Raw genomic sequence first — 17,035 nt, 5'->3', positions numbered from 1 at the left:
TCGGCCGCTCGCGCCCGGGGGCGGAGCGGAACGTCAGGAAGCGCCGCCGTGCGCGCCCCGGGCGGCGTCGTCGACGACGTCCTCCTGGGAGCGGTTGCGCTCCAGGTTGGCCTTGGCGCGGTCGACCCGGGCCACGACCTGCGCGGAGGCGCGGTCGCGCTCGCCGCGCAGCACGACGAAGCTGATGGGTGCGGAGATCACCAGGGCGAGCAGGACGACCCACATGTAGTTGGAGTCGCCGAGGCCGCGCGGGGCGATGCCGGAGTAGACGAGGCCCCAGACGACCACGAAGCAAGCCACGAAGACACCGAGGCGCATCAGTGTGTAGCGGAGCATCTCAATCCACTCTTCCGTTCCGTGGGGATCTCCCCTCCCGCGTTCCCGGGGGCGCGGGGAGGTCCCGAAGGGGCACTCTCCAGTGAAGCACGCCCCAAAGCGGATCTTTCGCCGGGGGCTCGCTCGCCGGGGGCGGCCAGCGGCAGCAGCATCGTGACGTCGTCGCGGTCGTCGCCGGGCGCGACCCGGATCGCGCCGGGCACCCGGCCGACCTCCTGGTAGCCGCAGGAGGCGTAGAAGCGCTCCAGGCCCTCGCCGCCGCGGCAGGTGAGCCGTACCGCCTCGATACCGGGCAGGGTGGCGGCGGCCTCCGCGGCGGCGGCGAGCAGGTCACGGCCGTAGCCGCGGCCCTGGTGCCGGGGGTGCACCATCACCGTGTAGAGCCACAGCCAGTGCCGCATCAGCCGGTGCGTGTTGAGGGCGAGGAAGGCGGTGGCGGCGACCGCGCCGTCCTCGTCGTGACCGACGAGGAGGCGGGTGCGCCGCTCGGTCATCGCGGCGAGGTGCTTGAGCCACTCGGGCCGGATGTCCTCGGCCGTCACGGGCGGTACGAAGCCGACGGAACCGCCCGCGTTGGAGACGTCCGTCCACAGCGCTAGCACGCCGTCACGGAGCTCCGGGCCCACGGGCGGGTCCAGGCGGAAGGTCAGTCCCATCGGAGGGTCAGACCCGCATCGGCTGGGGGGACTCGCGGCGCGCCGGGTCGGGACCGTCGTACTCGCGGATGATCTCGTACCGGGTGTTGCGCTCGACCGGGCGGAAACCGGCGTCGCGGATCAGGTCGAGCAGGTCCTCGCGGGTCAGCTTGTTCGGCGTGCCGTAGTTGTCCGCGTCGTGCGTGATCTTGTACTCGACGACCGAGCCGTCCATGTCGTCCGCGCCGTGCTGGAGGGCGAGCTGGGCGGTCTGCACGCCGTGCATGACCCAGAACACCTTCACGTGCGGCACGTTGTCGAAGAGCAGCCGGGAGACCGCGAAGGTCTTGAGGGCCTCGGCGCCGGTCGCCATCTGCGTGCGCGCCTGGAGCCGGTTGCGGACCTTGCCGTCCTTCACGTCCACGAAGTCGTGCTGGTAGCGCAGCGGGATGAAGACCTGGAACCCGCCGGTCTCGTCCTGGAGTTCGCGCAGCCGCAGCACGTGGTCCACGCGGTGGCGCGGCTCCTCGATGTGGCCGTACAGCATCGTGCACGGGGTCTTGAGACCCTTCTCGTGCGCGAGGCGGTGGATGCGCGACCAGTCCTCCCAGTGCGTGCGGTGGTCCACGATGTGCTGGCGGACCTCCCAGTCGAAGATCTCGGCGCCGCCGCCGGTCAGCGACTCCAGACCGGCGTCGATCAGCTCGTCGAGGATCTCGGAGGCGCTCAGCCCGGAGATGGTCTCGAAGTGGTGGATCTCCGTCGCGGTGAACGCCTTCAGCGAGACGTCCGGGAGGGCCTTCTTCAGCTCGCTGAGCGACCGCGGGTAGTAGCGCCACGGCAGGTTCGGGTGCAGGCCGTTGACGATGTGCAGCTCGGTGAGGTTCTCGCCCTCCATCGCCTTGGCGAGCCGGACGGCCTCCTCGATGCGCATCGTGTACGCGTCCTTCTCGCCCGGCTTGCGCTGGAACGAGCAGTACGCGCAGGAGGCGGTGCACACGTTCGTCATGTTCAGGTGACGGTTGACGTTGAAGTGGACGACGTCGCCGTTCTTGCGCGTCCGCACCTCGTGCGCGAGACCGCCGAGCCAGGCGAGGTCGTCCGACTCGTACAGCGCGATGCCGTCCTCGCGGGTCAGCCGCTCACCGGCCCGGACCTTGTCCTCCAGCTCGCGCTTGAGCCCGACATCCATGCGTGTACCTCTCCCTGTGACGAACCGAGTCCACGGTACTCCCCCGCGGATCGCGGGCGAGCGGCCCCCATCAGGCGCTTTCGGCGCCCTACTCCTCTTCCGGCAGCTCGCCGACGCGGTTCTCCCACTTCGTGGAGAGCACGATCGTCGTACGGGTCCGGGAGACGCCCTTGGTGCCGGACAGCCGGCGGATGGTCTTCTCCAGTCCGTCCACGTCGCTGGAGCGCACCTTGAGCATGAACGAGTCGTCGCCGGCGATGAACCAGCAGTCCTCGATCTCGGTGAGGTCCTTCAGCCGGCGCGCCACGTCCTCGTGGTCGGCGGCGTCGGAGAGCGAGATGCCGATCAGGGCGGTGACGCCGAGACCGAGCGAGGCGGAGTCGACCGTCGCGCGGTAACCGGTGATGACCCCGGCGGCCTCCAGCCGGTTGATCCGGTCGGTGACACTGGGTCCCGACAGTCCGACGAGGCGTCCCAGCTCCGCGTAGGAGGCCCGGCCGTTCTCCCTCAGGGCCTGGATGAGCTGCCTGTCCACCGCGTCCATGCGATCGATAGCCTTCCGCTGAAGAGATCCTGAAAGTTGATGACGTGCTGTGCTCAGGTGGTGCCGTGGGAACCGCCGCCGAGTTCGCCCTTCCAGCGGCGGTAGAGCCGGTGCTCGACGCCCGCCGCGTCGAGGACCCGTCCGGCGACGAAGTCCACCAGGTCCTGGATGTGCGTGGCGCCCGCGTAGAACGCGGGTGAGGCGGGGACGACGGCCGCGCCCGCGTCGTCCAGCGTGACGAGGTGACGCAGCGTCTGCCCGTTCAGCGGGGTCTCGCGGACGGCGACGACGAGCGGGCGCCCCTCCTTGAGGGTCACGCTCGCCGCCCGCTGGAGCAGGTCCTTGGAGAGGCCGAGGGCGACTCCGGCGACACAGGCGGTGGAGGCGGGCACGATGATCATGCCCTTCACGGGGTACGAGCCGGAGGACGGCCCGGCCGCCAGGTCCCCGGCGCTCCAGTGGCGTACGGCGTCGATCCGGTCCTCGAAGGCGTCGAAGGTGCCGGGCTTGCCGTCGGCCCCGCGGGCCAGCCAGGCGCGCAGGTCGTCCCGCCAGTGCGCGTCCCGGAAGCTGATCCCGGTCTCGTCGAGCAGGGTGAGGCGGGAGGCCCGGCTGACGACCAGGTCGACGCTCTCCTCGGCGTCCAGGAGGGCGCGCAGCACGGCCGCCGCATACGGGGTTCCGGACGCGCCGGACACCCCCACGATCCAAGGCCGCCGCTGTGTTTCTCCTGCGTTCACACCCCGAGCCTACCGGCGTCGCGGCATCGACTCAGGACCGGCGGGCCTTTGGGTCCACGGGCAGCCGGTCCGTGCGCAGCGTCAGCTCGCCCAGGGGCGAGTCCACGGTCAGATCGACGCCGTACGGGACGACGTCCCGCCCGCGGTAGCCGTCGGGGCCCGGGTTCCACATCGTCACGCAGTGGCCTTCGAGCGGGTCGACGACGAGATAGTTGGCGATGCCTCGGGAGGCGTACCACCAGGGTTTGACCTCGTGGTCACGGCGGACGCTGCTCGGCGAGACCACCTCGACGACGAACTCGATCACGTCGGCGGGGTAGGCACTCACGCCGACGACGCCGACGCGGGCCGGCGGCTAGACCGTCAGCCCGCGCACCAGCAGGTCCAGCAGGGCGCAGACGAAGAGCGCGATGCCGATGAAGCCGTTGACCTGGAAGAACGCCCGGTTGAGCCGGGAGAGGTCGTGCGGGCGCACGATGGAGTGCTCGTAGAGGAACGCGCCCGCGACGATCACCAGGCCGAGCCAGAAGAACGCGCCGGCGCCGGTGGCCGCCCCGTACCAGACGAACAGGCCGGTGGTGACGGCGTGACAGACGCGCGCTCCCCGGATCGCGGCGGGGATGCCGAAGCGGGCCGGGACCGACTTCACGCCGACCTCGCGGTCGGTCTCGACGTCCTGGCAGGCGTAGATCAGGTCGAAGCCGCCGATCCAGACGCCGACCGCGAGGCCGAGGATCACCGCGTCCCAGGACCACTCGCCGGTGATCGCGAGCCAGCCGCCGATCGGGCCCATGGCCTGGGCCAGACCGAGGATGGCCTGGGGGAAGTTCGTGAACCGCTTGCCGTACGGATAGACCACCATCGGGACGACGGCGATGGGCGCGAGGGCGAGGCACAGCGGGTTGAGCAGCGCCGCCGCGCCCAGGAAGAAGACGAGGGCGACCAGGGCGCCGGTCCAGGCGTGCTTCACCGACATGGCGCCGGTGACCAGTTCGCGGTGGGCGGTGCGGGGGTTGCGGGCGTCGATCTCGCGGTCGATGATCCGGTTCGCGGCCATGGCGAACGTCCGCAGCCCGACCATCGCGACCGTGACGAGCAGCAGCCGTCCCCAGTGGATGTTCCCGTCGAGCTCGAACATCGCCGTCAGCGCCGCGATGTACGCGAAGGGCAGCGCGAAGACGGAGTGCTCGATCATGACGAGGCGCAGGAACGCCTTGGTGCGCCCCGGCTGCGGGATCGCCGCTGATGCGCTGCTCACGAGAGTCCGTACTCCTTCCAGCGGCGGTCGACCTTCGCCGCCGTCTCCGGGTCCGACAGCACCATGTCGGGCCAGCCGCCGTCCCGGGTGTAGCCCTCCTCGGGCCACTTCCGCGTCGCGTCGATGCCCGCCTTGCCGCCCCAGAACTGCTGGTAGGAGGCGTGGTCGAGGTGGTCGACCGGGCCCTCGACGACGGTGAGATCGCGGGCGTAGTCGGTGTTGCCGAGGGCACGCCAGGCGACCTCGTGCAGATCGTGGACGTCACAGTCGGAGTCGACGACGACGATCAGTTTGGTCAGGGACATCATGTGGGCGCCCCACACGGCGTGCATGACCTTCTGGGCGTGCTTGGGGTACTTCTTGTCGATCGAGACGATCGCGCAGTTGTGGAAGCCGCCGGCCTCGGGGAGGTGGTAGTCCACGATGTCCGGGACGATGATCTTGAGGAGGGGGAGGAAGAACCTCTCCGTCGCGCGGCCCAGCGGGCCGTCCTCGGTCGGCGGGCGGCCGACGACGATCGACTGGAGCAACGGCCGCTTGCGCATGGTGACGCAGTCGATGGTCAGCGCCGGGAACGGCTCCTGCGGGGTGTAGAACCCGGTGTGGTCGCCGAACGGGCCTTCGGGCAGCATCTCGCCGGGCTCCAGCCAGCCCTCCAGGACGACCTCGGCGTTCGCCGGCACCTGGAGCGGCACCGTCTTGCAGTCGACCATCTCGATCCGCTTGCCCTGCACGAACCCGGCGAACAGGTACTCGTCGATGTCGCCGGGCAGCGGGGCGGTGGAGGCGTACGTGACGGCGGGCGGGCAGCCGAAGGCGATCGCGACCGGCAGCCGCTCACCCCGGCGGGCCGCCACCTGGTAGTGGTTGCGGCTGTCCTTGTGGATCTGCCAGTGCATGCCGATGGTCCGCTTGTCGTGGCGCTGGAGGCGGTAGAGCCCGAGGTTGCGGATGCCGCTCTCGGGGTCCTTGGTGTGGGTCAGCCCGAGGTTGAAGAAGGAGCCGCCGTCCTTCGGCCAGGTGAAGAGGGCGGGCAGCGCGTCGAGGTCGACGTCGTCACCGCGCAGGACGACCTCCTGGACGGGGGCGTCCTTCACCTTCTTCGGCGGTACGTGGGTCATCGCGCCGAGCTTGCCGAACGCCTCGCGCACCCCGACGAACCCGTGCGGCAGCTCGGGCCTGAGCAGGCCGCCGATCTTGTCGCTGATGTCGCCGTACGACTTCAGGCCGAGCGCCTTGAGGAGGCGGCGGTCGGTGCCGAACACGTTCATCGCGAGCGGCATGGAGGAGCCGCGCACGTTCTCGAAGAGGAGCGCCGGGCCCTGGGCCTTCTGGACCCGGTCGACGATCTCCCCGACCTCCAGATACGGGTCGACCTCGGCCTTGATGCGCTTGAGGTCGCCCTCGCGCTCCAGCGCCCGGAGCAGGGAGCGAAGATCGTCGTAAGCCATGCGTCCCAGTATCGCCGAGGCACCCCGTCCGCCCGCGCGCGCCCCACCCGGCGGACGCGGGCGGCCCGGGTCCGGGGCCGGGCAGCGCCCCCTTGGCCGACATCCGCACCCGCTACCCTGTGGCCGTCACCGGGGCCCCGCGTCGCCCCGCCGTCGTTCAGTGGGGGATCGTCCGGCCATGCTGAGGTATCTGCCGTTCCTGTTGGTTCTGGCACTGTGGATCTACGCGTTCATCGACTGCCTGAACACGCCGGAGGAAGAGGTCCGCGGCCTGCCCAAGGTCGTCTGGGTGATCATCATCCTGCTCTTCGGCGAGGTGCTGGTCGGTCCGATCGCCTGGCTGGTGGCCGGCAAGGTCCGCCACACCCCGGCGAACGGCTCCACGCCCTCCCAGTGGCACCGCAACCACGGCACCCGGCAGCTCGCGCCCGACGACGACCCGGAGTTCCTGAACTCCCTCAAGGCCGAGAACCGCAAGGACGAGTCGCTCCTCAAGGACTGGGAGGCCGACCTGCGGCGCCGCGAGGAGGAGCTGCGGCGGCGCGAGCGGGGCGAGGACGCCAAGGAGTGACGGCTCCCCGCGAGCGGCCCGCGCCCGGCCGCCCACGTCCCTGACGCCGGTTCAGGGCTCCACGGCCGGCACGGGTGCGAGCAGCCCCGGGAGGACGGGAAGCCCGTCGCGCGTTGCCCCGACCGTCCGGCCGCAGCAGAGTGGGGGCATGGAGCCCATCGACCAGGCACAGGCCCGCGCGTGGCTCGCCACCGCCGTCGCCGAGGCCCGCGCCGGGCTCGCCGAGGGCGGCATCCCTGTCGGGGCGGCGCTGTACGGCGCGGACGGCACCCTCCTCGGCCGCGGCCGCAACCGCCGCGTCCAGGACGACGACCCCTCCGTGCACGCCGAGACCGCGGCCTTCCGGGCCGCCGGACGGCAGCGGACGTACCGCGGCACGACGATGGTGACGACCCTGTCGCCGTGCTGGTACTGCAGCGGCCTGGTGCGCCAGTTCGGCATCTCCCGGGTCGTGATCGGGGAGTCCGAGACCTTCCACGGCGGCCACGACTGGCTCGCGGAGCACGGCGTGCGGGTGGTCCTCCTCGACGATCCCGAATGCGTCGCCCTCATGCGCGACTTCGTCCGCCGCGAACCGGCCCTGTGGAACGAGGACATCGGTGAGTGACCCCCGGCCCCCGCTCGTCCCCCGCGACCCCGCCGCGCACGCCACCGAGCCGGCCACCGCGCCCGGGGCCCGGACCGGCCCGCGCATCCCCACGATCGACCTGCGCCCCTGGCTCACCGGGGACGCCGACGCCCGCGCCGGTATCGCCCGCACCGTCGACGACGCCCTGCGCACCGCCGGGTTCCTGCTCGTCACCGGCCACGGCGTGGACCCCGGCCTGCGCACCCGCGTCCGCGCGGAGGCCCGCGCCTTCTTCGCGCTGCCGGCCGAGGTGAAGCAGCGCTACGCCACCCGGGTCGGCGGCCGGGGCTGGCTGGGCCGGGGAGCCGAGGCCAACGGCGGCGCCGAGGGCACCCCGACCCCGCCCGACCTGAAGGAGTCGCTGACCTTCGCCACCGACGAGCCCTTCGGCGACCCCGAACTCGACGCGCGGTGGTACGCCCCCAACGTCTGGCCCGCCGAGGTCCCCGGACTGCGCGGCCCGTGCGAGGAGTACCTCACGCGGATGAGCGGCCTCCAGCACCATCTCCTCGCCCTCCTCGGCGAGGCCCTGGGCCTGGAACCCGACTTCTTCACCCGGCACATGGCCCACCCGACGTACGGCTTCAACATCAACTGGTATCCGGGCACCGAGGTCGTCGGCGCCCCCGAGCCCGGCCAGTTCCGCATCGGCCCGCACACCGACTTCGGCACCGTGACGATCCTCGACCGCCAGACGGGCAAGGGGGGCCTCCAGGTCTTCACCGACGACGGCGGCTGGGAGGACGCGCCCCACGACCCGGCCGCGTTCACCGTCAACATCGGTGACCTGATGGCCCGCTGGACGGGCGACCGCTGGCGCTCGGGCCGCCACCGCGTGCTGCCGCCGCCCGCCGACGCCCCCGCGGAGGAGCTGATCTCCCTGGTGTACTTCGGCGAGTGCACCCCCGGCACGCGGGTCGAGTCGGTGCCCGCCCCCGTCGGCCGCGTCGCCCACGAACCGGTCGACTCCCACGTGTACCTCCGGGAGAAGCTCGACTCGATCACAGTCGGCTGACCGGCGAAAGCGTTGCGCGGCCGAACGGACAGCACGTGCCCTACTCCGAAGCAACTCCCCGCGCCGCGCACCGCTGTTGATACACCTCACCTCAGCCATGACAGGAACAGCGGCGGGACCGACGGCGACCGGCGGAGCGCGCACCGCGACGGACGAGGACGCGCTGCGCGCCGGACTGCGCGGGCGCGGGCCGCTCTTCGGCGCGGATCCGCCCGGACTCGCGGCCCGGCTGGTCGGCCGGACGCCCTACCGGCACGGCCCGGTACCGCAGGAGCACGCGCGGACCTCCCCGTTCGTGTTGCTCACCGGCGCCCGCGGACTGGGCGGGACCACCGTCCTGCGCGAACTGCGCGAGTCCTTCCGCGGCCACGTTCCGGTCGCGCTGATCGACGGTGCCGACAGCCGGCGCGCCGCCGGACCGCCCCGCCCGCCCGAAGCCTGGTCGCCGGTCGCACAGGCCCTCGCCGACGCCGCCGAACAGCTCGCGGAGCCGGTGAGCGGCGCGGGACGCCTCCAGTTCCCGCGTCTCGCGTGCGGGCTGCTGGCCGTCGCGGCGGGCGGCTGGGGCGACCGCGACGAGACCCGCGTGCGGCGGGAGTCCGAGCGCGTCCTGCTGCTCAACGACTCCGGCTCCTGGGTCCCGGGCCTCGCCGGGCGCTGGGTCGGCCGGGTCGTCACCCGGCTGACCGACACGGTGTCCGGCACCGGCCAGGGGGTGGAACCGCTCATCGAGGCGGCCCTGGAAGCCTTCTCCGAAGGGGTCTCGCCCACCCATCTGCGGCTGCGCAAGGGCGCCACCTGGTACCGGGACTGCCCGGACGCGGGCGGCAGCCCCAAGCTCGGGCTGGTCCTGCTCTCCGGCCGCTTCCGGGCGGGCGGCGACTCCCGCGCCCGGGCCGAACGCCACCTCGTACGCGCCCTGCTGGCCGATCTGGACGACGCCTACGCGGGGCCGCTCCAGCGCACCAGGCGGACCGGCCGGCCCCTCGTCCTCGTCGACGACGTGCAGGCGGCGCCCGGCCTCGCGCTCATGGAGGCGGTCCTGCGCGACCGCGCCGACGGCTTCCCCGACCCCGCCGTGTTCTTCGCCGCCCTGCGCGGCCCCACGCACCCGGCCCTGCGCGACGCCGCCCGCCGTACGCTCCCGGACCTCGCCCGGCACACCGGCTGGACGCCGGGCACCTCGCCGTCCTCCGGCGCGCTGCTCGTCCCGCTGCCGCCGCTGGCCCCCGACGACACCGCGCACCTCCTGGGCGCCGCGTGCCGGCCGGTCCCGGTGCCGCCGCACCTCCCGCCCGCCGTCCACCGGCTGACCGGGGGCAGTCCGCTGGGGGTCGCGCTGTTCGCCGAGTGCGCCCGGCAGAACCCGGCCGCGGCCTCGCCGGGCGCGCTCCTCACCGCCTCCCTCGTGCTGCCCGGGGACCACGAAGCGCGCCCCCTCCACCGGGAACTGCTCGACCGGCTGATGCCCGCAGGCGTGCTGGACGCGCTCACCGTGCTCGCCGCCGCCCACGACCGCGACTCGGCCCACGCCCTCGCCGCGGCACGGCTGCCCGACGGCTCGGGCGCCCCGGGAGTGCGCGACCTGGAGGAGCTGCTCGCGCGGGAGGGCCGTCCCGCGGCCGGCGGACACTTCGTCGGGGACCCGTTCCTGCGGGCGCTGCTGCTCCTGCGGCTGCACCGCCTCGACCCGGGCCGCCTCGCGTGGCGGGCCGCCCACCGCGCGCTCGTCCGCCACTACACCGACCCTCCCGGGGCCGCGGGCGGCCCCGGGCGCGCCCGCCTGCGCCTGCACCACGAACTGGCCCTGGGCGACACCGAGGGCGCGGTCGCCCACCTGCGCGACACCTTCGCCCGCGCCGACTGCGGCGACTGGCTGTCCTCCCTGTTGTTCATCGCCTCCGCGCCGTACCACCCCGGTCCCGACGGCCGCGACCGGCGGACCCCGGTCGCGCTCGGCCGTACGGACCCGGCCGTGCCCCCGCCGGACGGCACGCACGGCGCCCTCCATCTGCGGACACGCCGGCTGCTGCACGCTCTCTGGCGGCTGACCGACCCGCTCGTACCGCCGGACCCCGAGATGGGCAGGCGGGTGCGGTCCGAGCTGGAGGAGCTGTCGCAGGCGCGGCCCGCGGACGGCGCCGCGCTGCGGCGGGCGGCCCGGGACTGGCCGGCGGACGCCCTGGCCGGCCGGCCCCCGCGCACACCCGACGCGAGCGGCGACACGGCCGGGGAGCGGTGACCGCGGCCCGGGGCGGGCTCAGTCCCGGGCGAGCGCGGTCACGAGCCGCTCCAGGCGGGCGCGCCAGCCGGGCTCCGGGCCGCTCCGCGTCTCGTGGGTGAAGCGGAGCGTGGTGCCGCCGTCCGGCGCGGCCTCCAGGTGGAAGCGGATCCGCCCGCGCTCCTCGGCCGTGTACTCGGCGACGCGCTCCACGTCCCACGCCGTGACCCGTCCCTCGCCCAGCTCGCCCAGGCGGGCCGCTCCGCCGAGCCGCGGCTCCAGGTCCACGGCGCCGGCGAGCCATTCCCGCAGGCCCTCGGCGGTGGCCACCGCCGGCCAGACGTCCTCCACGGGCTGGGGAAGGCGCAGCAGGTAGTGCAGCAGACGCAGGTCCCCGCGGGTCTCGGCGGTGCCCTCTTCGATGACGTCGCTCATGACACCAGCGTGGCGCGGCACCAGGGGATGCGCACCCCTGCCCGTACGCCGAGGGCCGGCCGCCCGTGCCCCGGGTCGGGGTCACGGGCGGCCGGCCCTGTCGGTCGTGCGTGCGTGCGGATCAGACGCCGGCGTAGGAGTGCTTGCCGGTGACGAAGATGTTGACGCCGTAGTAGTTGAACAGCCAGCACGCGAAGGCGATCAGCGCGATGTAGGCGGCCTTGCGGCCCTTCCAGCCGGCCGTGGCCCGGGCGTGCAGGTATCCGGCGTACGCGACCCAGGTGATGAACGACCAGGTCTCCTTGGGGTCCCAGCCCCAGTAGCGGCCCCAGGCGTCGCCCGCCCAGATCGCGCCCGCGATGATCGTGAACGTCCACAGCGGGAAGACGGCGGCGTTCACGCGGTAGGAGAACTTGTCGAGCGAGGCCGCCGCGGGCAGCCGCTCCAGCACCGAGGTCGCGAACCGGCCGGGCTTCCCGCCGCCCGCCAGCTTGTTCTCGTAGGAGTCCTTGAAGAGGTACAGCAGGGTGCCGACCGCGCCCACGTAGAAGACGGCGCCGCAGAAGATCGCGGTGGAGACGTGGATGTACAGCCAGTACGAGTGGAGCGCGGGGACCAGCTGGTCGCTGGCGGTGTACAGGACGGTGACGGCGAGACCGAGGTCGAGCAGGACCGTCGTGACCAGCGGGAGGCCGAGCCAGCGGATGTTCTTCTTCAGCGCCAGCAGCGCGAGGTACACGCCGACGGCCACCGTGGAGAAGGTGAGGTTGAACTCGTACATGTTGCCCCACGGCGCCCGCTGCACCGACAGGGCGCGGGCGAGCACGCCCGCCGCCTCGACGGCGAAGGCGAGCACGGTGAGGGAGACGGCGATGCGGCCGTAGAGGTCGCCCTGCTCGTCGCCGCCGTGCGCGCCGGGGCCGTCCGGCACGTCACGGGCGCCGGCCGCGGAGCGGACGACGACCTTGGGCCGCTCCAGGACGGCGGTGCCGCCGGCCTGCTGCACGGTGACCGCCGGCGCCTGCGCGGCACCGCTCTGCGTGAGCGCGGCGGCCGTGCGGCCGACCTTGCTGCGGCTGCCGAAGAGCCACTCGGCGATGTACGCGAAGAAGGCCAGGGTGTAGACGGCCATCGACGAGTAGATCAGCGTGTTGCTGATACTGGCGAGGTTTTCGTTCGTTGCGGCGGCGAGAGTCACTGCTTCTCAGCCCCTTCGGCGGCAGGTACGGCGTGGGGTTCGGGGATGTCCGGGTCGGGCTCGGTCGGGTCGGGGTCGGGGGCGCTCGGTGCCCGGTCGTGCACGAGCGCCGCCAGGTCGCCGAGTTCCTCGGGGAGCTTCGCGGACTCGCTGCGGCCGAGCCCGGCCATCTCCACGACGGTCACCCCGTCCGCCCCGGTGGTGGCGCGCACCCAGACCCTGCGGCGCTGGATGAACAGGGAGGCGGCGAGGCCGAGGATCGCGGCGATGGCACCGGCCAGCGCCCAGTCACTGCCGGGCTGCTGAGTGACCTGGAAACCGGCCCACTCCTTGATGTCCTTCTCGAAGGTGATCGAGCCGGCGCCGTTCGGGAGCTGCATGGTCTCGCCGGGGGTCAGCCGCTGCTTGAGGATGTCGCCCTGGGCGTTCTTGAACTGCTTCAGCTTCGCGGTGTCGAGCTGGTACACGTTCTGCGGGATGCCCGAGTCGACGCCCAGGCTGCCGTGGTACGCGGACAGCGCGAGCACCGGCCGGTCCAGCGCCGGGAACTGGGAGAACATCGTGCCCTTGCCGGCGCCCGCGAAGGTCGGCACGAAGAACGCGGAGAAGCCGAGCTGCTCCTTCTTCCCCGCGGCGTTCCGGTAGCCGTCGAGCACCTTGATGGCGCCCTGCGAGGTCACGTTGGAGTCGAGCGGAAGCATCGGCACGGGCTGGCGGAAGACGACGTCGCCCTTGCCGTCCCGCACGGTGACGACGGGCGCGTAGCCGTGGCTGACGAGGTAGACCTTGGAGTCGCCGATCACCAGCGGCTCGTTGACCTGGACGGACGTGCGCTTCGGGGTGCCGTCGGCGCCCTCGCTGTAGGTGATGTCCGCCTGGTACGTGCGCGGGGTGCCCTTGTTGGGGCCGGTCCGCTCGTAGGTGCCGGTGAACTTCTTCAGGTCGAAGCTGAACGGCGTCAGGTCGTCGACGTCGAAGAGGCTGCCGGACTTGAAGTCGTCGTACTGCAGCAGCGTGTTGGAGAAACCGTCGCCCTCGACGACCAGCTTGTTGCCCTCGGACTTGAAGAGCTGTCCCCAGGCGAAGGCGACCAGCATCACGATCAGGGCGATGTGGAAGAGCAGGTTGCCCGCCTCGCGCACGTAGCCCTTCTCGGCGGCGACCGCGTCCCCGGCGACGTGCGCCCGGAAGCGGCGCTGCTTGAGCACCGTGAGCGCGGCCTCGCGGACCTGCTCGGGCTCGGCCCCGGTGCGCCAGGTGGTGTACGCGGGCAGCCGGGTCAGCCGCTTCGGGGCGCCCGGCGGACGGCTGCGCAGCTGCCCCACGAACTGCCAGGTGCGCGGCACGATGCAGCCGATGAGCGAGACGAACAGCAGGATGTAGATCGCGGAGAACCACACCGAGCTGTAGACGTGGAAGAGGCCGAGCTTCTCGTAGACGGGCGCGAGCGTGGTGTGCCCCTGCTGGAACTCGGCGACCTTCGTCGCGTCGTTCCCGGTCTGCGGGATCAGCGAGCCGGGGATCGCCCCGAGCGACAGCAGGAAGAGCAGGATCAGCGCGACCCGCATGGAGGTGAGCTGGCGCCAGAACCAGCGGGTCCAGCCGACGAGCTCACGCCCGGTCCAGGCGAGCCAGCCGGCGGCGCCGGGGGCCCGGTTGCCGCCGAAGGAGCCGGGGACGACCGTCTCGGTGGGCGCCGTGGACAGCTGCGAGCCGGCCTCGCCGAGTTCCCGCGCGTCCCGGGCGGCCTCCGCGCCGGGACCGTCCCCGGAGGGGGATCCGTCGGCCGGACCGGTCGTGGTGCTGGTGTCAGTCGTGCTCATGGAACCGGTTTCGGTCTCGGCGTCGGTTTCGGCCTTGCGCATGGATCAGATCCCCACCGCGAAGCCGTTGGACCAGGTCTGCATCTGCTGCATCATGCTGTCCCACGCACCGGTCAGCAGCAGCACGCCGGTCACGATCATCATGCCGCCGCCGATCCGCATCACCCACGCGTAGTGGCGCTTGACCCAGCCGAAGGCGCCGAGCGCCTTGCGGAAGGCGACCGCGGCGAGCACGAAGGGCACCCCGAGGCCGGCGCAGTACGCGACCGTCAGTATGGCCCCGCGCCCGGCGCTCGCCTGGTCGACCGCGAGGGCCTGCACGGACGCGAGGGTCGGGCCGATGCAGGGGGTCCAGCCGATGCCGAAGAGGGCGCCGAGCACCGGCGCCCCGGCCAGACCGGCCACCGGCCGCTGGTGGAAGCGGAACTCGCGCTGGGTGAGCCAGGGCATCAGCCCGAGGAAGAAGACACCCATGAGGATCATGAGTCCGCCGAGCACGGTGGTCAACGTGTCCTGGTACTCCTGCAGGGTCGAGCCGAAGTAGCCGAAGAGCGCTCCGCCGGAGACGAAGACGGCCGTGAAGCCGAGCACGAACAGGGACGCGCCCGCGGCCATCCGCCCGCGCCTCGCGTCCGCGAGGTCGGTGCCGCTGACCCCGGTGACGTACGAGAGGTATCCGGGCACCAGCGGCAGCACGCACGGGGAGAAGAAGGAGACGAGTCCGCCGAGCACGGCGACCGGCACGGCGAGCAGCAGCGCGCCGTTCAGCACGGTGTGGTTCACCCCGTCGGACGCGGCGAGGACCGCGGTGGCGTGGAGCACGGAGGCGTCGCTCACGTCACTTCTCCGCGAGGATCGGCTTGAGCATGCCGCGCAGCTTGTCCTCGCTCAGCGGCGACAGCGAGCGGGCCGCGATCTTCCCGTCCCGGTCGAGGACGACGGTGGAGGGGATGGCCTGGGGGTTGAGCGAGCCCTTGGGGAAGCGGAGCATCAGCTTGCCGGTGGGGTCGTACAGGCTCGGGTAGGGCACCTCGTAGTCCTTCTCGAACTCCTTGGCCGGACCCGTGCTGGTGTCACGCGTGTTGATGCCGACGAACTGCACGCCCCGCGCTTCGAGGTCCTCGGCGACCCTGGTGAAGCCGGGCGCCTCGGCGCGGCACGGCGGGCACCAGGAGCCCCAGACGTTGAGGACGACGACCTTGCCCTTGTAGTCGGCGACGTCGATCTTCTTGCCGTCGACGGTGGGGCCCGACAGGTCGGGGGCGTCGGCCCGTTCGCCCTTCGCTGCGGTGGCGATGCCGTCGGTGCCGGTGACGAAGTTCGTGTTGCCCGATCCCCCATGCGTGCCGCCGGAGCCGCAGGCGGTCAGGGCGAGTGCCGCGACCGCGGCCCCGGCGGTGAGCAGGGCGGCACGGCTACGGCTGCGGTTCGCGCGGTCGAGGCGCTGGCGGGCGCGGCGGGCGGCACTCATGTGAAAAGTTTCGCATGTCCGTTCCGGGGATCTTGCGCACCCCCCTCGCGGGCGGAAACCCGCATATCAGGCGCCCTTTTCGCCCTTGCCCGAGGCGCTTCCGCCGGTCCCGCCGGTCCCGCCGGAGAGCCCCTTCCAGCCACCGGCCGGTTTCTGTCCCACGTCCAGCGACTGGAGCGCGGCCAGCACGTCGGGCCGCTGCACGTCCATCCAGTCCACGAACTGCCGGAAGGAGACGAGGCGTACGTCGCCGCCCTTCTCCCTCTGCCGCGCGATGTACTTGATCGCGCGCTCCACGGCGTCCATGTAGATGCCGCCGTTCCACTCCTCGAAGTGGTTGCCGATGAAGAGCGGTGCCCGGTTCGTCTCGTATGCCCGCTTGAATCCCGCGATGTACGCCCCGGCGGACTGGGTGCGCCAGCCCGGGTAGTTGTACGCCGGCGCCTTGGTCGAGTTCACCGACTGGTTGGCCAGCATGTTGTAGTCCATCGAGAGCACCTCGAAGCCGCGGCCCGGGAACGGGATCGCCTGGAGCGGCAGGTCCCACACGCCCTCGGCCTTCCGCGGCCAGCGCTGGCGGCCGCCGGGCGAGGAGGCGTCGTAGCGCCAGCCGAGCTCACGGGCGGTCGGCAGCAGGTTGTCCTGGCCGAGGAGGCAGGGGGTGCGGCCGCCGATGAGTTCCTTGTCGTAGTCGAAGGGCAGCGACGGCAGGTCGGTCCAGCCGGTGTTGGTCCGCCACTCCTTCACGAAGGACTTGGCCTGGTGGATCTCGCTGCGCCACTGCTTGGGCGTCCAGTTGGCGACGCTGCCGTAGCCGGAGCAGAAGTGGCCGTTGAAGTGCGTGCCGATCTCGTGGCCGTCGAGCCAGGCGCGCCGGACACCCTTCAGCGTCATCCGGATGTGCTCGTCGGTCAGGTAGCCGATGTCGGAGGCGCCCGGCGCGTTGTTCGGCGGGAGGTACAGGCGCTTCTTCGACTCGGGCAGCAGGTAGACCCCGGACAGGAAGAACGTCATGTGCGCCTCGTGGTCCTTCGCGAGGTCCAGGAAGCGCTCGAAGAGGCCGGTCCCGACCTCGCCCGCGCCGTCCCAGGAGAAGACCACGAACTGCGGCGGGGTCTCGCCGGGCTCCAGGGGCACGGGCTGTCCGGGCTGCCGGGGCTGCTTGCCCGTGAAGGAGGTCGACCCGTCACCGAGGGGGCGTACGGGGGTCTTGGGGGCACCGGGGCCGCCGGTGCGGGAACCGCCCGGGGTGCTCGCGCCCTCTTGTCGGTGAGCGGTACCGCAGGCGGTGAGGCCGAGCGCGGTGGCGGCGCCCGCCCCCATCCCGATCACTCCGCGTCGGCTGACGTCCCGCATGTCGTCCCCATTTCGTCGCGCCCTCTCAGCCGGCTATCGGCCGGCATCCCATGAGAGGGCGCGACGAGGACGGGGGTTCCGTCTCACTCGCACATATTCATATTATTTTACGAAGATGCGCTCGAATGGCCCGGATGTGCACGCTTTGTGACGATGCGTAC

General features: G+C 72.2%; 17 protein-coding genes and 1 pseudogene. 4 read left to right on the top strand and 14 right to left on the bottom strand.

Features of this window, described 5'->3' with window-relative positions:
• Window positions 1-33 precede the first annotated feature (33 nt).
• From ACZ4VA_RS21350 to ACZ4VA_RS21315, 8 genes and pseudogenes are all read right to left on the bottom strand, one after another.
• Window positions 34-336, bottom strand: a complete 303-nt coding sequence (locus ACZ4VA_RS21350; RefSeq protein ID WP_355783970.1) for a DUF4229 domain-containing protein — start codon at window positions 334-336, stop codon at window positions 34-36.
• Between the two features lie 137 nt (window positions 337-473).
• A pseudogene (locus tag ACZ4VA_RS21345) lies at window positions 474-992 on the bottom strand (GNAT family N-acetyltransferase); the annotation flags it as partial.
• A gap of 7 nt (window positions 993-999) precedes the next feature.
• Complete coding sequence (mqnE, locus tag ACZ4VA_RS21340; protein WP_355783973.1) at window positions 1,000-2,163, bottom strand: aminofutalosine synthase MqnE; 1,164 nt, start codon at window positions 2,161-2,163, stop codon at window positions 1,000-1,002.
• Between the two features lie 88 nt (window positions 2,164-2,251).
• Window positions 2,252-2,707, bottom strand: coding sequence for an Lrp/AsnC family transcriptional regulator (locus tag ACZ4VA_RS21335; RefSeq protein WP_121405402.1), 456 nt, complete (start codon window positions 2,705-2,707; stop codon window positions 2,252-2,254).
• A 53-nt stretch (window positions 2,708-2,760) separates the two neighbouring features.
• Window positions 2,761-3,447, bottom strand: a complete 687-nt coding sequence (locus ACZ4VA_RS21330) for a UbiX family flavin prenyltransferase (RefSeq protein ID WP_355783977.1) — start codon at window positions 3,445-3,447, stop codon at window positions 2,761-2,763.
• A 31-nt stretch (window positions 3,448-3,478) separates the two neighbouring features.
• Window positions 3,479-3,775 carry a Uma2 family endonuclease gene (locus ACZ4VA_RS21325; RefSeq protein ID WP_355783980.1) on the bottom strand — a complete coding sequence of 99 codons (297 nt, stop codon included), beginning with the start codon at window positions 3,773-3,775 and terminating at the stop codon, window positions 3,479-3,481.
• Window positions 3,776-3,802: 27 nt separating this feature from the next.
• Entirely contained in the window at window positions 3,803-4,705 is a 903-nt protein-coding gene (gene mqnP / locus ACZ4VA_RS21320; protein WP_355783983.1) for a menaquinone biosynthesis prenyltransferase MqnP, read from the bottom strand.
• Window positions 4,702-6,156 carry a menaquinone biosynthesis decarboxylase gene (locus ACZ4VA_RS21315; protein WP_355783986.1) on the bottom strand — a complete coding sequence of 485 codons (1,455 nt, stop codon included), beginning with the start codon at window positions 6,154-6,156 and terminating at the stop codon, window positions 4,702-4,704. The genes mqnP and ACZ4VA_RS21315 overlap by 4 nt, the downstream gene beginning before the upstream one ends.
• A 178-nt stretch (window positions 6,157-6,334) precedes the next feature.
• On the opposite strand from ACZ4VA_RS21315, the gene ACZ4VA_RS21310 reads away from it, so the two are divergent.
• The 4 genes from ACZ4VA_RS21310 to ACZ4VA_RS21295 all read left to right on the top strand — a co-directional run bounded on the left by ACZ4VA_RS21310 (window position 6,335) and on the right by ACZ4VA_RS21295 (window position 10,612).
• The gene (locus ACZ4VA_RS21310; RefSeq protein WP_356167028.1) at window positions 6,335-6,727 is read left to right on the top strand and encodes a PLD nuclease N-terminal domain-containing protein; all 393 of its coding nucleotides are present in this window, start codon (window positions 6,335-6,337) and stop codon (window positions 6,725-6,727) included.
• A 148-nt stretch (window positions 6,728-6,875) separates the two neighbouring features.
• Window positions 6,876-7,334, top strand: coding sequence for a nucleoside deaminase (locus ACZ4VA_RS21305; RefSeq protein WP_356167025.1), 459 nt, complete (start codon window positions 6,876-6,878; stop codon window positions 7,332-7,334).
• Between the two features lie 85 nt (window positions 7,335-7,419).
• Window positions 7,420-8,370, top strand: a complete 951-nt coding sequence (locus ACZ4VA_RS21300) for an isopenicillin N synthase family dioxygenase (protein WP_356167254.1) — start codon at window positions 7,420-7,422, stop codon at window positions 8,368-8,370.
• Between the two features lie 97 nt (window positions 8,371-8,467).
• The gene (locus ACZ4VA_RS21295) at window positions 8,468-10,612 is read left to right on the top strand and encodes a hypothetical protein (protein ID WP_356242390.1); all 2,145 of its coding nucleotides are present in this window, start codon (window positions 8,468-8,470) and stop codon (window positions 10,610-10,612) included.
• Window positions 10,613-10,630: 18 nt separating this feature from the next.
• On the opposite strand, the gene ACZ4VA_RS21290 is transcribed toward ACZ4VA_RS21295, so the two are convergent.
• The 6 genes from ACZ4VA_RS21290 to ACZ4VA_RS21265 form a co-directional block, all read right to left on the bottom strand.
• Window positions 10,631-11,026, bottom strand: coding sequence for an SRPBCC domain-containing protein (locus tag ACZ4VA_RS21290; protein ID WP_452922834.1), 396 nt, complete (start codon window positions 11,024-11,026; stop codon window positions 10,631-10,633).
• 121 nt (window positions 11,027-11,147) lie between these two features.
• A complete protein-coding gene (gene ccsB / locus ACZ4VA_RS21285) occupies window positions 11,148-12,224 on the bottom strand; it encodes a c-type cytochrome biogenesis protein CcsB (RefSeq protein ID WP_356167018.1) in 1,077 nt (358 codons plus the stop codon).
• Window positions 12,221-14,047, bottom strand: a complete 1,827-nt coding sequence (gene resB / locus ACZ4VA_RS21280) for a cytochrome c biogenesis protein ResB (protein WP_468082369.1) — start codon at window positions 14,045-14,047, stop codon at window positions 12,221-12,223. Before resB ends, ccsB begins: the two co-directional genes overlap by 4 nt.
• Before the next feature lie 45 nt (window positions 14,048-14,092).
• Window positions 14,093-14,884, bottom strand: a complete 792-nt coding sequence (locus ACZ4VA_RS21275) for a cytochrome c biogenesis CcdA family protein (RefSeq protein ID WP_388906595.1) — start codon at window positions 14,882-14,884, stop codon at window positions 14,093-14,095.
• 1 nt (window position 14,885) lies between these two features.
• Window positions 14,886-15,518: a TlpA family protein disulfide reductase gene (locus ACZ4VA_RS21270; RefSeq protein WP_355791987.1), complete on the bottom strand. Its 633-nt coding sequence runs from the start codon at window positions 15,516-15,518 to the stop codon at window positions 14,886-14,888.
• Between the two features lie 66 nt (window positions 15,519-15,584).
• Window positions 15,585-16,874: a polysaccharide deacetylase family protein gene (locus ACZ4VA_RS21265; protein WP_468082368.1), complete on the bottom strand. Its 1,290-nt coding sequence runs from the start codon at window positions 16,872-16,874 to the stop codon at window positions 15,585-15,587.
• Window positions 16,875-17,035: the final 161 nt, after the last annotated feature.

The organism is Streptomyces sp. NPDC028308 (genome assembly GCF_055565855.1).
This window is presented reverse-complemented; position numbering and strand designations above follow the sequence as displayed.

Bases quoted from the DNA above. Each gene is read 5' to 3' on its own strand.
- ACZ4VA_RS21350 (WP_355783970.1), bottom strand. From the start codon at position 336: ATGCTCCGCTACACACTGATGCGCCTCGGTGTCTTCGTGGCTTGCTTC.
- mqnE (WP_355783973.1), bottom strand. From the start codon at position 2,163: ATGGATGTCGGGCTCAAGCGCGAGCTGGAGGACAAGGTCCGGGCCGGT.
- ACZ4VA_RS21335 (WP_121405402.1), bottom strand. From the start codon at position 2,707: ATGGACGCGGTGGACAGGCAGCTCATCCAGGCCCTGAGGGAGAACGGC.
- ACZ4VA_RS21315 (WP_355783986.1), bottom strand. From the start codon at position 6,156: ATGGCTTACGACGATCTTCGCTCCCTGCTCCGGGCGCTGGAGCGCGAG.
- ACZ4VA_RS21310 (WP_356167028.1), top strand. From the start codon at position 6,335: ATGCTGAGGTATCTGCCGTTCCTGTTGGTTCTGGCACTGTGGATCTAC.
- ACZ4VA_RS21305 (WP_356167025.1), top strand. From the start codon at position 6,876: ATGGAGCCCATCGACCAGGCACAGGCCCGCGCGTGGCTCGCCACCGCC.
- ACZ4VA_RS21295 (WP_356242390.1), top strand. From the start codon at position 8,468: ATGACAGGAACAGCGGCGGGACCGACGGCGACCGGCGGAGCGCGCACC.
- ACZ4VA_RS21290 (WP_452922834.1), bottom strand. From the start codon at position 11,026: ATGAGCGACGTCATCGAAGAGGGCACCGCCGAGACCCGCGGGGACCTG.
- resB (WP_468082369.1), bottom strand. From the start codon at position 14,047: ATGAGCACGACTGACACCAGCACCACGACCGGTCCGGCCGACGGATCC.
- ACZ4VA_RS21270 (WP_355791987.1), bottom strand. From the start codon at position 15,518: ATGAGTGCCGCCCGCCGCGCCCGCCAGCGCCTCGACCGCGCGAACCGC.
- ACZ4VA_RS21265 (WP_468082368.1), bottom strand. From the start codon at position 16,874: ATGCGGGACGTCAGCCGACGCGGAGTGATCGGGATGGGGGCGGGCGCC.